The sequence below is a fragment of the Gordonia phthalatica genome, from assembly GCF_001305675.1.
Classification (GTDB): Bacteria; Actinomycetota; Actinomycetes; order Mycobacteriales; family Mycobacteriaceae; genus Gordonia; species Gordonia phthalatica.
In genome coordinates, this window is the sequence record NZ_CP011853.1 from 1,134,482 (window position 1) to 1,148,791 (window position 14,310).

The 14,310-nt window shown below is 69.0% G+C and carries 14 protein-coding genes; 10 read left to right on the top strand and 4 right to left on the bottom strand.

The genetic code is table 11. The features are described 5' to 3' along the window. Window positions 1–68: 68 nt before the first annotated feature. The 4 genes from mca to ACH46_RS05300 all read left to right on the top strand — a co-directional run bounded on the left by mca (window position 69) and on the right by ACH46_RS05300 (window position 4,590). Window positions 69–920, top strand: a complete 852-nt coding sequence (gene mca, locus ACH46_RS05285) for a mycothiol conjugate amidase Mca (protein ID WP_062394993.1) — start codon at window positions 69–71, stop codon at window positions 918–920. Further along, window positions 917–1,240, top strand: a complete 324-nt coding sequence (locus ACH46_RS05290; protein ID WP_062392000.1) for a hypothetical protein — start codon at window positions 917–919, stop codon at window positions 1,238–1,240. The genes mca and ACH46_RS05290 overlap by 4 nt, the downstream gene beginning before the upstream one ends. Continuing rightward, window positions 1,215–3,233 carry a thioredoxin domain-containing protein gene (locus ACH46_RS05295; RefSeq protein WP_062392001.1) on the top strand — a complete coding sequence of 673 codons (2,019 nt, stop codon included), beginning with the start codon at window positions 1,215–1,217 and terminating at the stop codon, window positions 3,231–3,233. The genes ACH46_RS05290 and ACH46_RS05295 overlap by 26 nt, the downstream gene beginning before the upstream one ends. A 265-nt stretch (window positions 3,234–3,498) precedes the next feature. Next, a complete protein-coding gene (locus tag ACH46_RS05300; RefSeq protein WP_062392002.1) occupies window positions 3,499–4,590 on the top strand; it encodes a 3-deoxy-7-phosphoheptulonate synthase in 1,092 nt (363 codons plus the stop codon). Window positions 4,591–4,679: 89 nt separating this feature from the next. Here ACH46_RS05300 and ACH46_RS05305 read toward each other — a convergent pair whose 3' ends face one another. From ACH46_RS05305 to trhA, 3 genes are all read right to left on the bottom strand, one after another. Then, a complete protein-coding gene (locus tag ACH46_RS05305) occupies window positions 4,680–6,104 on the bottom strand; it encodes a PepSY-associated TM helix domain-containing protein (RefSeq protein ID WP_062392003.1) in 1,425 nt (474 codons plus the stop codon). A gap of 65 nt (window positions 6,105–6,169) precedes the next feature. Next, window positions 6,170–6,670, bottom strand: a complete 501-nt coding sequence (locus ACH46_RS05310; protein WP_062392004.1) for a hypothetical protein — start codon at window positions 6,668–6,670, stop codon at window positions 6,170–6,172. Between the two features lie 23 nt (window positions 6,671–6,693). Further along, window positions 6,694–7,395, bottom strand: coding sequence for a PAQR family membrane homeostasis protein TrhA (gene trhA, locus ACH46_RS05315; protein WP_082399407.1), 702 nt, complete (start codon window positions 7,393–7,395; stop codon window positions 6,694–6,696). A gap of 59 nt (window positions 7,396–7,454) precedes the next feature. Here trhA and ACH46_RS05320 point away from each other — a divergent pair, with 59 nt between their 5' ends. From ACH46_RS05320 to ybaK, 3 genes are read left to right on the top strand one after another with little or no spacing between them, the layout of a single operon-like run. Continuing rightward, window positions 7,455–8,237 carry an isoprenyl transferase gene (locus ACH46_RS05320; protein WP_062392005.1) on the top strand — a complete coding sequence of 261 codons (783 nt, stop codon included), beginning with the start codon at window positions 7,455–7,457 and terminating at the stop codon, window positions 8,235–8,237. A gap of 50 nt (window positions 8,238–8,287) precedes the next feature. After that, on the top strand, window positions 8,288–9,031 hold the full coding sequence (locus tag ACH46_RS05325) for an SDR family oxidoreductase (RefSeq protein WP_062394999.1): 744 nt from the start codon (window positions 8,288–8,290) through the stop codon (window positions 9,029–9,031). After that, window positions 9,013–9,516, top strand: coding sequence for a Cys-tRNA(Pro) deacylase (ybaK, locus tag ACH46_RS05330; RefSeq protein WP_082399408.1), 504 nt, complete (start codon window positions 9,013–9,015; stop codon window positions 9,514–9,516). The genes ACH46_RS05325 and ybaK overlap by 19 nt, the downstream gene beginning before the upstream one ends. Here ybaK and coaA read toward each other — a convergent pair. Further along, window positions 9,513–10,454: a type I pantothenate kinase gene (gene coaA, locus ACH46_RS05335; protein WP_062392006.1), complete on the bottom strand. Its 942-nt coding sequence runs from the start codon at window positions 10,452–10,454 to the stop codon at window positions 9,513–9,515. The genes ybaK and coaA overlap by 4 nt on opposite strands. Window positions 10,455–10,512: 58 nt before the next feature. Here coaA and ACH46_RS05340 point away from each other — a divergent pair, with 58 nt between their 5' ends. The 3 genes from ACH46_RS05340 to ACH46_RS05350 all read left to right on the top strand — a co-directional run bounded on the left by ACH46_RS05340 (window position 10,513) and on the right by ACH46_RS05350 (window position 14,008). Continuing rightward, a complete protein-coding gene (locus ACH46_RS05340; RefSeq protein WP_062392007.1) occupies window positions 10,513–11,733 on the top strand; it encodes a hypothetical protein in 1,221 nt (406 codons plus the stop codon). A gap of 11 nt (window positions 11,734–11,744) precedes the next feature. Beyond that, window positions 11,745–13,034 (top strand): serine hydroxymethyltransferase, encoded by a 1,290-nt coding sequence (gene glyA / locus ACH46_RS05345; protein ID WP_062392008.1) that lies wholly within the window; start codon window positions 11,745–11,747, stop codon window positions 13,032–13,034. Window positions 13,035–13,135: 101 nt separating this feature from the next. Next, on the top strand, window positions 13,136–14,008 hold the full coding sequence (locus ACH46_RS05350) for an acyl-ACP desaturase (protein ID WP_062395001.1): 873 nt from the start codon (window positions 13,136–13,138) through the stop codon (window positions 14,006–14,008). Window positions 14,009–14,310: the final 302 nt, after the last annotated feature.

The following is a 14,310-nucleotide window of genomic DNA, read 5'->3' on the forward strand; positions in this document are numbered from 1 at the left end:
CTACCATGTTCAGTAGGACCGAGCGAAGGTGAGGAAGCGTGACCGAACGCGCGAACGGGCTGCGACTCATGGCAGTCCATGCCCATCCCGACGACGAGTCGAGCAAAGCGGCGGCCACCCTGGCGAAATACGCCGCCGAAGGCGCGGACGTGATGGTTGTCACGCTGACCGGCGGAGAGCGCGGCGACATCCTGAATCCGGCCATGGATCGGCCCGGCATTCTCGAGAATCTGCCCGAGGTGCGACGCGACGAGATGGCTGCAGCAGCCAAGGCGCTGGGCGTCGATCAGCACTGGCTCGGCTTCGTCGACTCGGGACTGCCCGAAGGGGACCCGCTGCCGCCGCTGCCCGAGGGGTGCTTCGCCCTCGTCCCGCTCGAGGAGGCCGACGAGCGTTTGACGAAGGTGATCCGCGACTTCCGGCCGCACGTGATCATCACGTACGACGAGAACGGCGGCTACCCGCATCCCGACCACATCAAATGCCACGAGGTCTCGATGGCGGCGTGGGAGTCGGCGGGCGACGCCTCGAAGTACCCGGACGCCGGTGAACCGTGGACTCCGCTGAAGCTGTACTACACCCACGGTTTCATCCGCGACCGCATCCTGGCGTTCGCCGAGGAGTTCGACAAGAACGGGCAGGAGAACCCGTTCACCGAATGGCTGAACAAGTGGAAGCGCAACCAGGGCGACATGATGGCCCGCGTCACCACCCAGGTGGAATGCGCCGAGTACTTCCCGAAGCGAGACGAAGCTCTCCGCGCCCACGCCACCCAGATCGACCCCAACGGCTTCTTCTTCGCCGTCCCCATGGAGTGGCAGCAGCGACTGTGGCCGACGGAAGAATTCGAATTGGCGCACACTCGGGTGCAGACCGATCTCCCCGAGAACGACCTCTTCACCGGAATTGAGCAAGCATGAACGCCCTGTCCCTCTCGACCGAAGCCGTGATGTTCCTGGCCGAAGAACCCGCGAAAGGCCCCGAGTTCGGTAAGGCCTCACCGGTCGGTCTGCTGATCATCCTGCTGCTGCTGGTCGCGGTGTTTCTGCTGATCCGCTCGATGAACAAGCAGCTCAAGAAGCTCCCGGAGAGCTTCGACACGGAGAACCCCGGCCCCGACCAGGCATTCGACGAGGGTACGGACCGGGTCGACGGCGGCCCGTCGTCGACGGAAGCGAACGCCGACCACGGCGCAGGCGACGGAGGACGACACCATGGGGATCCCACCGAACGCGGATAGCCGCAACCGGCTCGACGAATCGTCGAGCCCCTACCTCCGTCAGCACGCGGCCAACCCCGTTCACTGGCACGAGTGGAACGACGACGCCTTCGACGAGGCCCGTCGCCGCGACGTCCCCGTCCTGCTCTCCGTCGGGTACGCGGCGTGCCACTGGTGCCACGTCATGGCGCACGAGACCTTCGAGAACGACGAGCTCGCGGCGCAGATGAACCGCGACTTCGTGTGCATCAAGGTGGACCGCGAAGAACGCCCCGACATCGACGCCATCTACATGGCGGCGACCGTCGCGATGACCGGTCAGGGCGGCTGGCCCATGACCTGCTCCCTCACCCCCGACGGTGACCCGTTCTACTGCGGGACGTACTACCCGCCCCATCCCCGGAACGGCATGCCCGGCTTCACCGACGTCATGGACGCGATCACCCGCACCTGGGACGAGCGCCGCGACGAGGTCCTCGTCGCGGGCACCAAGATCGCCGAGCACCTGCGCGCCAACTCCGCATCGCTCCCGGCCGGGCCCGTCCCGGACCAGCAGTTGCTGGCCGATGCGGTGAAGTCGATCCTGGGCGACGAGGACCGACGGTCGTCGGGCTTCGGCGGCGCCCCCAAATTCCCGCCGACCGCGCTGCTCGAATCACTGCTCCGCGCCGACGAACTGGCAGGCCATACGGCGGCCGCCGAGGCCGCGACCCGTACCGCGCACGCCATGGCGCGCGGCGGCATCTACGACCAACTCGCCGGCGGCTTCGCGCGGTACTCGGTCGATGCCGACTGGGTGGTCCCGCACTTCGAGAAGATGCTCTACGACAACGCGCTGCTCCTGCGCGGCTACGCGCACTTGGCCCGCCGCGGCGATCGGCTGTCGTTGCGGATCGCCGACGAGATCGTCGCCTTCCTCAACGAACAGCTGTGGACGGGAACGGGATTCGCGTCGTCGCTCGATGCTGACACCGAGGGCGTCGAAGGACTCACCTACGTGTGGCGGCCAACTGAACTCGCCGACGCCCTCGGCGACGACGACGGCGCGTGGGCCGCCGAGCTGTTCACCGTCACCGATGCCGGCACCTTCGAGCAGGGCGCCTCGACGCTGCAGCTGCTGCGCGATCCCGCCGACGCGGAACGCTTCGCGTCGGTCCGCGCACGACTGCGCGCCGCCCGCGACACCCGGCCCCAGCCCGAGCGCGACGACAAGGTCGTCACCGCCTGGAACGCCATGGCGATCACCGCGCTCGCCGAGGGCGGTGCGGCGCTCGGCCGCGCAGAGTGGGTGGAGCGGGCCGCCGAGTGCGCCCGCGGCCTGCTGTCGCTGCACCTCGTCGACGGCGACCTGCATCGCTCGTCGCTCGATGGTCGCGTCGCAGTCCCGCTCGGCGGACTCGACGACTACGCGGCCCTCGCCACCGCGCTCCTGACCCTGCACCAGGTGACCGGTGAGATCGGCTGGCGCACCGCGGCACTGACGATCGTCGACCGGATGATCGACGTCTTCGCCGACCCCGAAGCGGAGGGCGCCTGGTACGACGCCCACGACGAGGACCTGCTCCTCCGCCCGCGCGACCCCGTCGACGGCGCCACGCCGTCCGGGGCGTCACTCGCGGCGGAAGCACTGCTGCTGGCGTCGACCCTGACCCCGGATCTGGAGGCCGCGGCGCGGTACGAGGAACTGCTCGACGCATCCCTCGGACGATCCGGCCTGATCCTCGCGAAGGCGCCGCGCTCGGCCGGGCACTGGCTGTCGACGGCGTTCGCCCGCACCGCCGGACCGATCCAGGTCGCCGTCGCGCAGACTGCGGACAGCGACGGTGAGATGGCCGCCGCCATCCGCCGCGGCGCACCGGGCGGAGTGGTTGTCGTTGCGGGGGAGAAGGACTCGCTTCCACTCCTCGAGGACCGCGGTCCCGTCGGCGACTCCGATGCCGCCTACGTCTGCCACGGAAAGGTCTGCGACCTGCCGGTGGTGGAGGCGGCCGTCGCGCTCCTGCGGATCAGCTGAGCGTTCGACGGTTGGTGAGCGGTCTGGAACCTGTGCTAGCCTCGGTCCCGTGATGCAGGCAGCACGCTATTGGCGTTTCTTTATCAAGGCTCCGGGTGGGGCCGAGATGAAGCGATAACGCGCGCACACATCAACCTTCCCGGAGCCGAGCAGTGGTCGTACGACCGCTGCTCGAGTCGTTTCCGGGAATGTTTCTCACGCCGCAGGCGTCCTTCCGGAAGCGGACAAGCTCCGAGCTCGCGGAAAACACCTGAAAGGCATTCCCTTGACTACCACCACCGGCCCCGTCACGACCGACACGGCGCAGGACGCGTCGACTTCTGACCGTCGGGTCACCGCGTTCTCGCCGATCCCGTCGCCGGAGGCGCTCCGCAGCGAACTGCCGCTGACAGCCCGCCGCGCCGCCATGGTGCAGCGCGACCGCGAAGAGATCGCCGCCATCCTCGCAGGCCAGGACGATCGGATGATCGTGGTCGTGGGGCCCTGCTCGGTCCACGACCCCGTCGCCGCCCTCGACTACGCGCGTCGCCTGGCGCCGCTCGCCAAGGAGTACGCGGATTCGCTGAAGATCGTGATGCGCGTGTACTTCGAGAAGCCGCGCACCACCATCGGGTGGAAGGGCCTCATCAACGACCCCGACATGGACGGCACCTTCGACGTGGAGCGCGGTCTGCGCACCGCCCGCGCGTTGCTGCTGGACGTGATCGACCTCGGCCTGCCGGTCGGCTGCGAGTTCCTGGAGCCGACGAGCCCGCAGTACATCGCGGACACCGTCGCCTGGGGTGCCATCGGCGCCCGGACCACGGAGTCGCAGGTCCACCGCCAGTTGGTGTCCGGCCTGTCGATGCCGGTCGGCTTCAAGAACGGCACCGACGGCAACGTCCAGGTCGCGATCGACGGCGTCAAAGCCGCAGCGTCCGAGCACGTCTTCTTCGGGGTCGACGACTTCGGCCGCGGCTCGGTGGTCCACACCTCCGGCAACGACGACTGCCACATCATCCTGCGCGGCGGCACCGCCGGCCCCAACTACGACGCGCAGTCCGTGGCCGACGCCGCCGAAAAGCTCGCGAAGGCCGGGCTGTCGCCGAAGGTGATGGTGGACTGCTCGCATGCCAACTCTGGCAAGGACCACGAGCGTCAGGCCGAGGTGGCCGTCGAGGTCGCCGAGGCCTTCGCGGCCAAGCGACGCGACGGCGACGGCCCGGTGCTGTCCGGCGTGATGCTCGAGAGCTTCCTGGTCCCCGGTGCGCAGTCCCTCGGCGGCGACCTGGTCTACGGCCAGTCCGTCACCGACAAGTGCATGGGTTGGGAGGCGTCCGCCGCGGTGCTGGACGCCCTCGCGCGCGCCGCTCGCTGACCCTCACCGCCGGACCTCGTGGCCGGCGCAGACAAACTGTGACATTGAGCCGATCAGAGCGGCTCAATGTCACAGTTTGTCTTGGCGGCTCAGCTCGCCGGTCGAGACCTCACCGATCCGGCGACCGTGTCGACCACCAGGAACACCAGCAGCGGCCACCCGAGCAGCGGGATGAACCAGCCGACGGCCGCGGCACCGACGAGGATCGCGGCGGACAGCGGCACCGGAAGGTCGCGCAGGGCGCCCCTCGCCGGAGCCGACCCGACGCGGGCCGTCCGCGCCCGACGCTGCCACCACGACCGGTAACCGAGCACGATCGCGATCGAGAGCGCGACCATCACCGCCAGCAGGAGCAGCTGATTCAGCAGGCCGAACATCAGCCCCATGTGCAGCTCCACGCCCCAGGCCGACAGCTTCGCTGCGAGCGGCCAGTCGGCGAACCGGTTCAGATCCACTACCGCATCGCGTGACGGGTCGACGGCGATGGAGCTCGTCGACGCCCGCCACGGAACGCGACGCTGCGCCACGGTGAAGGCGGTGGCATCGTCGGACGGGGGAATCACCTCGACGGCGCCGTCGACCCCGTTGGCGCGGGCGATGCCGAGGGCTCCGTCGATACCAGCGACGGCGTCGACGGTCGGTCCGGATCCGGTTGCGGGCATCGTGTGCCCGGCATGATCGCCGCCCGCGGTTGCAGGTGCCCCGGTCAGCGACGCGTCGACCGTGGGTGTGGTCCAACTGAGCGCGGATCGCAGGTCGCCCACGTGCTCGCCGGCGTAGGTGGACCAGGTGAGGCCGGTCGCCGAGATGAACAGCAGGACCACCGCGATCCAGACGCCGATCACCCCGTGCCGGTTGACGGTCCGCGCACGACCACGAGTGCCGCCGACGCCGCGCAACAGCGACCCCGACCCGGTGGCGCGCCGACGCTTCCGGATCTGCATCACCCAGAGGGCCACACCGCCGAGGGCCACCAGCCACAGCCACGACGCGGCCAACTCGGAGTAGAGGCGACCGGGCTCGCCGAGATGGAGGTCGCGATGCAGGCGGTCGAGCCAGGTCCGCACCGGCAGGGCGCCTGCGGATCCGTAGCTCGGCAGCTCGCCGAGCGATCGCAGCGTCGACGGGTCGATGAAGACGGCGAGGCGCGTCGACTCGCCGAGGGACGGATCGTCGAACAGGACGCGGGTGGTGTCGCCCGGATCGGTGGCCGGCCAGACGGCATTCAGCGTCAGGTCGGGGCGGGCGGCCTGCGCGGCGCGGACCTGTTCGGCCACCGACTTCGCGGGGCCAGACGAGTCGGTGTGGAGTTGGGCTCGATAGATCACCTGCTCGGCGGACGGCGCGACGGCGTACAGCGCGCCGGTGACGGCGGCGACGAGGAGGAAGGGGGCGATCAGCACGCCGGCGTAGAAGTGCAGGCGTCGGACGAGGCGGTTCAGCGTCGCGCCGATCGGTGCGGATGCCGGTGGGGCGGGAGCATGCGGGGTCGTCGAAGAGACGGGTGTGGACACGGAGGTGCCTTTCGATCAGACAGCAGTGATCGCGCGCCGTCGCGGCGCGCGATGAGAAGAGCGGACTACTGGACCGACGGCGGACCGCGGCGCCCGACGGCACCGAGGAAGATCAGGGCGGCAGGGACTGCGGCAGGAGTGGCAGGCACCGGCACGACCGCCACGCGGGGCAGCGGCCGGAAACAGCTGGGGAGGGCGTGCTGCGCGAGGCCGGCGGCGGCATGCAGAAGGAGTTCGGCACCGACCAGCAGGAGCAGTGCGGCGACAGTGCCGACGGCGTGCATGGCTGCCATCGGCGCGGTCAGCATGTCGCCGTGATGCCCGGATGTGATCACCAGCAGCACGTGGACCAGCAGTTGTCCGCCGACCAGCGCGGGCAGCACGCGCAGGGCGGGCGCGGCGGCGACACCGAGACCGAGGGCGACGGCCGCGGCGATCACCAGCATCAGGCTCGACGTGTCGGGCAGCATGCCCGCCGCTGCCGCGTGGGCGCCGATACCGGTCAGGGCCGACACTGCGCCGACGGTCGCTCCGCGCAGGCGCGTGAGGGTCGTCGGCGCGGTCATCCGATGAGCGTAGCAGGGCGGGGTCAGCTGAGAACGACGAGCCACACGGCGATGTAGTGCAGCAGTGCGGCGATCGCCGTGCAGGCGTGGAACACCTCGTGGTGGCCGAAGACACCGGGCCAGGGGTCGGGCCAGCGCAGCGCGAACAGCACGCCGCCGAGGCTGTAGAACACGCCGCCGGTCGCGAGCAGGACGATCACCGCGACGCCCGTGTTGTGGATCAGCATCGGCGCGACGGCGATGATCACCCACCCCAGGACGATGTAGAGCACCACTCCCAGCCAGCGCGGTGATCCCGGCCAGATCACCTTGAGTGCGACACCCAGGACGGCTCCGACCCACACGATGCCGAGCACCCACCAGCGGGTCGGCGAGTCCAGACCCATCACGCAGAAGGGTGTGTAACTGCCGGCGATGAACAGGAAGATCATTGAGTGATCGGCCCGTTTCATCGCTATCCGAGCGCGCGGCGTCTTCCAGTTGATGCGGTGGTACACGGTGCTGACGCCGAACAGTGCACAGATGGTGACCACGTAGATCACCACGGCGACGACGGAGACGGCGCTTCGCTGCATCGCAGTGCCGACGATCAGCACGATGCCGACCGCGGCCGCGATGAAGGTCGTGTACTTGTGGATCACGCCGCGCAGCGTCGGCTTGGTCTCGGGACCGGTCACGTCATTGACGATAGTGGGCGCCGGGGCAGGGAGGGAGGTCTGCTGCATGAACCTACGGTACCGTAAGTTCCGCACCGGTAACTTGTCGGCGGAGTAAGATCACGGCTGTGAAATTGCTCCCGGACCGGCTGCGCGGCGGCATGCTGCGCGTGTACGAACACCGCCTGGTGCAGCTGATGGACGGCAGCCGCATTCCGCGGCACGTCGCCATCATCTGCGACGGCAACCGGAGATGGGCCCGCGAGGCGGGATTCGAAGACGTCAGCCACGGCCATCGCGTCGGCGCCAGGCGGATCGCCGACATGCTCGGCTGGTGCTCCGAACTGGGCATCGAGGCGGTGACCATCTACCTGCTCTCCACCGAGAACCTCTCGCGCGAATCCGAGGAACTCGACGCGCTGATGGAGATCGTGCCCGACATCGTCGACGAGATCTGCGACGTCGACGCCGACTGGCGGGTGCGGATCGTCGGCAACCTCGACCAATTGCCGTCCGCCGTCGCGAATCGCCTGCGCGAGGCGTCGAGCCGCACCGAGGGCGCCCACGACATGGCCGTCAACGTCGCCGTCGGATACGGCGGGCGGCAGGAGATCGTCGACGCCGTGCAGAAGCTGCTCGGCGAGGCCATCGACAGGGGCGCCACCCGCGAGGAGATGCTCGACGCGGTCTCGGTCGACGGCATCGACTCGCACCTCTACACCAGCGGCACCCCCGACCCGGACCTGGTGATCCGCACGTCGGGTGAGCAGCGGCTGAGCGGCTTCCTCCTGTGGCAGTCGGCGTACTCGGAGATCTGGTTCACTGATGCCTACTGGCCGGAGTTCCGCCGCGTCGACTTCCTCCGCGCACTGCGCGACTTCGCGGCGCGGAATCGCCGGTTCGGCAAGTGAGCTGACCGAGAACAACCACAGATCGCACGAACGGACAAGGAGTGCAGGACATGCGGGTCACGGTGGTCGGAGCCAGCGGCGAGTTCGGTGCCGTCCTCAGCGACATCCTCGAGCGACGCGGCGCGGAGGTGGTCCGGGCACACCGAGTGACCGGCGTCGACGCGGTCACCGGCAAGGGGCTGCAGGAGGCCTGCGCGGGCGCCGACGTGGTGGTCGACGCGACCGGGACCACGGTCCGCAGTCCGCGCGAGTCCGAGGAGTTCTTCTCCGCGGTCGCCCGCAACATCTCGATCGCGGCGGAGGAGGCGCAGGCCGCCGTCGTCTACCTGACGATCTACGGGGCGTCGAATCCCGTCGTCAACAAGAAGATGGGCCACTACAAGGGCAAGGCGGCGCAGGAGGCGACGTACACCGAGATGCTGGGCGACGGCGCGACCGCGTTCCGCTCCACCCAGTGGTACTCGCTGGCCGAGACCTTCCTGACGATGCTCAGCAAAGGACCGATCGGCGCCGCGCCGCGCATGCAGAGCAAACCCGCCGACGTCGTCGACGTCGCCGAGGCGATGGCCGACGTGGTCCTCGACCCGAGCCGGCCGTCGGACATCACCGTCGCCGGCCCGGAGGTGATGGATCTGGCCGACGCCGCGAAGGCCATCGCCGCCAAACGCGGTGCGCCGAAGAAGGTGATCGGCATCAACTACGGGGGCCCCGGTGTGCGCTCGGGTGGACTGGTTCCGCCGCAGCCGGATGTCACGACCTCGACGACCTTCGAGCAGTGGCTGGCCGCGCACTGATGGCGGCCGCGACTCCGGCCATCGCCGCGCTCGAAGCGGCGGGCCTCCCGTTCCAGATGCACAAGTACAAGCACGACCGCCGCCGCGACGACTACGGCGACGAGGCCGTCGCCATCACGATGAAGACGCTCGGCGTGGAGGCCGCGCAGATCTTCAAGACGCTCGTCGTCGACCTCGGCGGCACCCTCGGCGTCGCGGTGATCCCGGTGCCGAACAAGCTGTCGCTGAAGGCCGTCGCGAAAGCACTGGGCGCGTCGAAGGCGGAGATGGCGCAGGCCGCGAAGGTCACCCGCTCCACCGGTTACGTGCTGGGCGGGGTGTCCCCGCTCGGACAGAAGACGCCGCTTCCGACCGTGGTGGACTCGTCTGCGCTGCAGTGGGATTCGATCCTGTGCAGCGGTGGTCGCCGCGGGCTGGAGATCCAGCTGGCACCGGCCGACCTGGTGACGGCGACCGACGCGGTGGTCGCCGAGGTGACGGCCTAGAGCTTCCGCAGCCGCACGCGGTTGATCGCGTGATTGCCGTCCTTGCGGAGCACCAGTGTGGCGCGCGGGCGGGTCGGCAGGATGTTCTCGATCAGGTTGGGACGGTTGATCGACGTCCAGATGTCGCGGGCCGCGATCGTCGCCTGCGCGTCGGTCAGCGACGAGTAGTAGTGGAAGTGCGATTCCGGGTCGGCGAACGAGCCGGTGCGCATCTGCAGGAACCGCGAGATGTACCACTTCTCGATGTCGGAGGTCTTGGCGTCGACGTACACCGAGAAGTCGAACAGATCCGAGACCGTCAGCGTGGGACCGGTCTGCAGCACGTTGAGGCCCTCGACGATCAGGATGTCGGGCTGCTGCACGGTGTGGACCACGTCGGGGACGATGTCGTAGGTGACGTGGTCGTAGACCGGGGCGGTGACCAGGGGATTGCCGGACTTCACCTCGGTGACGAAGCGCAGGAGCGCGCGGCGGTCGTAGGACTCGGGAAAGCCCTTGCGGTGCATGATGCCTCGACGCTCCAGCTCCGCGGTCGGCAGCAGGAAACCGTCGGTGGTGATGAGGTCCACCTTCGGGTGCGTCTCCCAGCGGGACAGTAGCGTCGCGAGGACGCGCGCGGTGGTCGACTTGCCGACGGCCACCGACCCGGCGATGCCGATCACGAAGGGCACCTGGCGGTTTCGCTGGCGCTGGCCGAGGAACGTCGACGTGGCAGCGAAGAGTCGCTGCCTGGCCTCCACCTGCAGGTGGATGAGGCGAGACAGCGGCAGGTAGACCTCGGCGACCTCGTTGAGGTCGATCTGCTCACCCAGGCCGACGAGCTTCTCGAGCTCGGACTCGTTCAGCACCATCGGCATCGACTGTCGCAGTGCACGCCACTGCGTTCGGTCGAGTTCGAGGTACAGCCCGGGATCGCGGTCGTGCGAAAGACGCGCCATGGACCGATAGGTTACTAGCCCGCGTTACGCGAATCTGATCACCGGTAGCTTTGGTCACATGAATGCTGCCGCGGATCCCGTCGTCGAGTACCTGCGCCTGGGCTTGGCGTTCGATCGGATCGAGGAGGGGTTCGTCGACGCGTACACCGGTGATCCGGCGTTGCGGGTGGAGTCGGAGAACGCGCCGGCACCCGATCCCGCCGAGTTGGTACGCCGGGCCCGGGCCCTGCACGACGAGCTCCCCGCCGGGCTGCCCGCCGACCGTGCCGAGTTCGTCGGCTCGCACCTGCGGGCGCTGGAGTGCTCGGCCCGCAAGTTCGCGGGGGAGGAGGTCGGCTTCGTCGACGAGGTGCACGCCTACTTCGACGTGCGGATCGAGCCCGGCGACGAGGACGTCTACCGACAGGCGCACGCGCGGATGGCCGACGCGCTCGGCGTTCCCGGCGCCACCGGCGACCAGTTGCGCGACGCCTACACCGCGTACCGGCGGGCCGACGAGATCCCCGCGAACCTCGTCTCCCAGCTGATCCACGAGTTCTCCGGCAGCCTCCGCGAGACCGTCCGCCGCGAGTTCCCGCTGCCCGACGGCGAGGTCGTCGACTTCGAGGTCGTCAGCGACAAGCCGTGGTCGGGCTTCAACTACTACCTGGGTGACTACCGCTCCAAGGTCGCCGTCAACACAGATCTGCCGCAGTACATGTCGTCGCTGCCCGGGCTGATCGCCCACGAGGCCTACCCGGGTCACCACACCGAGCACTGCCGCAAAGAGCAGCGTCTGGTCGGGACCGGCCAGTCGGAGCACACCATCTTCCTCGTCAACACCCCGCAGTGCCTGATGGCCGAGGGCCTCGCCGATCATGCGCTCGCCGCCGCGATGGGCACGTCGTGGCAGGAGTGGGCGGCCGAGATCTACGCCGACTTCGGGCTCCGCTTCGACGCCGAGCGCGCGCGGGCGGTCTCTACCGCGGCGGCCGGACTGATCCGGGTCCGACAGGACGCCGCGCTGGCCCTGCACGACCGCCACGAGAGCGTCGACGACGTCGCGCTGTTCCTGCAGCGTTGGCTGCTGGTGGCGCCCGACCGTGCGCGGCAGATGCTCCGCTTCCTCACTTCGCCGCTGTGGCGCGCCTACATCTCCACCTACGTCGAGGGATACGCCCTGCTGGAACAGTGGCTCGACGAGGCGGGACCCGCCGGACCGGCGCGGCTGGCACGCTTCGGTCGGCTGCTCGACGAGCCCCTCACCCCGGGCGTGCTACGCAGGGAACTCTCCGCATAGAATCGGAGCCCATGAGCCTGTTTTCCCAGTCCCTTGCCGACCTGGATCCCGACGTCGCCGCCGCCATGAATGGAGAGCTGTCGCGTCAGCGCGACACGCTCGAGATGATCGCCTCGGAGAACTTCGTTCCCCGTGCCGTCCTGCAGGCGCAGGGCAGCGTGCTCACCAACAAGTACGCCGAGGGCTACCCCGGTCGCCGCTACTACGGCGGCTGCGAGCACGTCGACGTCATCGAGGACATCGCGCGGGCACGCGCCAAGGAACTGTTCGGCGCCGAGTTCGCCAACGTGCAGTCGCACGCCGGCGCACAGGCCAACGCCGCAGTCCTGCAGGCCCTCATGGAGCCCGGTGAGACCCTCCTCGGCCTCGACCTCGCCCACGGCGGTCACCTGACCCACGGCATGCGACTCAACTTCTCGGGCAAGCTCTACGAGAACGCCTTCTACGGCGTCAGCAAGGAAGACTTCCGGATCGACATGGACGAGGTGCGCAAGATCGCCCTCGACACCAAGCCGAAGGTGATCGTCGCCGGCTGGTCGGCCTACCCGCGCACCCTCGACTTCGCGGCGTTCCGCGAGATCGCCGACGAGGTCGGCGCGCACCTCTGGGTCGACATGGCGCACTTCGCCGGCCTCGTCGCCGCCGGTCTGCACCCCAGCCCCGTGCCGCACGCCGACGTCGTCTCGACCACCGTCCACAAGACCCTCGGCGGCCCGCGTTCCGGCATGATCCTCGCCAAGAAGGAGTGGGCCAAGAAGCTGAACTCGGCCGTCTTCCCGGGTCAGCAGGGCGGACCGCTCATGCACGTCGTCGCCGCCAAGGCCGTTGCGCTGAAGATCGCCGCGAGCGAGGAGTTCGCCGAGCGTCAGCGCCGCACCCTGTCGGGCGCCAAGATCCTCGCCGAGCGGCTGACCGGTGACGACGTCGCCAAGGCCGGCGTCTCGGTCCTCACCGGCGGCACCGACGTTCACCTGGTACTCGTCGACCTGCGGAACTCCGCGCTCGACGGCCAGCAGGCCGAGGACCTCCTCCACGAGGTCGGCATCACGGTGAACCGCAACGCCGTCCCGTTCGACCCGCGCCCGCCGATGGTCACCTCGGGCCTGCGCATCGGCACCCCGGCGCTCGCGACCCGCGGCTTCGGCGACGCCGAGTTCACCGAGGTCGCCGACATCATCGGCACCGCCCTCGCAGCAGGCAAGTCCGCCGACGTCTCCGCGCTGCGCGCCCGCGTCAGCAAGCTCGCGCTCGACATCCCGCTGTACGACGGCCTCGAAGGCTGGGGAATGATGGGCTCGTAATCCTCCGCTCGCTTCTCGAGCGAGCGAAGCGAGTCGAAACCTCGCATAGGCGGCCCTCATCGGTTAACGGTGCGGGCCGCCTGTCGTTTAGGGTGGGTTCCGTGGCCGTACTGAGCAATGAAGACCTGATCAATGCGCTGGAGAAGGCGCTTCCCGAAATCGCGGAAGAGCACGCCGAAGGCGCGATCGCGTGGACCCCGTCGGACCTGGTGCCGTGGGACCTCGGTCGCAACTTCGCCTTCCTCGGCGGCGAGGACTACGTCCCGGAGGATTCGACGCTGTCGGACACCGCGGCCGCCGGTCTCCTCGCGCTGCTGCTGACCAAGGACAACCTGCCGTCGTTCCACCGCGTGCTGGCCATGCACTTCCCGGCGTTCTCCGACTGGCGTCAGCTGGTCGGCGTGTGGACCGCCGAAGACAACCGCCACTCCATCGTGCTGCGCGACTACCTGGTCGTGACCCGCGCCGTCGACCCGGCCGACGCCGAGACCCGCCGCCGCATCCACATCGTCGCCGGCTGGCGGCAGAGCCCCGAGGCCGTCGAGGACCTCGGCCCGATGGACGTCCTCGCGCTCCTGGCCGTGCACGAGAACCAGAGCGTCGTCTTTGCCGACAAGCTGATCGCCCATGCCGAGGACGACGTCCTCAAGCAGATCGTCTCCAAGATCCGGACCGACGACGCCGTCCAGGCCGCCACCTTCCAAGCATTCCTCATGGCCGGCATGGTCGCCGACCAGGAGGCGACCATCGTCGCCGTCGACAAGGCGCTGGCCGGCATCGAGCACATCGGTTCCGACGTCGCGGACTTCGACTCGTACCGCGAGTTCATCTCCGACTTCGAGGACGCGTCCACCGACGCCGCGATCGCCGCGAAGCTGGCCGACGAGCTGAAGCTCGAGAGCGTTCAGGAACTCAGCGACGAGGCCGAGGCCGCGCGTCAGCGGATCCTGGCGCTCGCCGCCGGCAAGGCCTGATCAGTCCCAGTAGCACTCCGGCCGTGCGACGACCCGCACACGGGCGTCGAGCGGCCGGAGTTCTGTCGTCTGTGCTCGCTGGGGCCGACGGTGCTGGTGAGGTGTGAGGCCATGGGTGAGGCGGGGGAGCGGTCGGGGCGACCTCGTGGCCACCTGATGTTCGTCGGTATGTCGCATGTTGGTCCCCGTCGCTTGGTGTGATCCCGCGTACGTTGACGACAACGGGCCGCGGGGAAGCGGTTCGTTCGGGAGGTTCGATTCGTGAACGACGCAGGAGTCGCGAGAGAGCCGGCCCCGGCTCT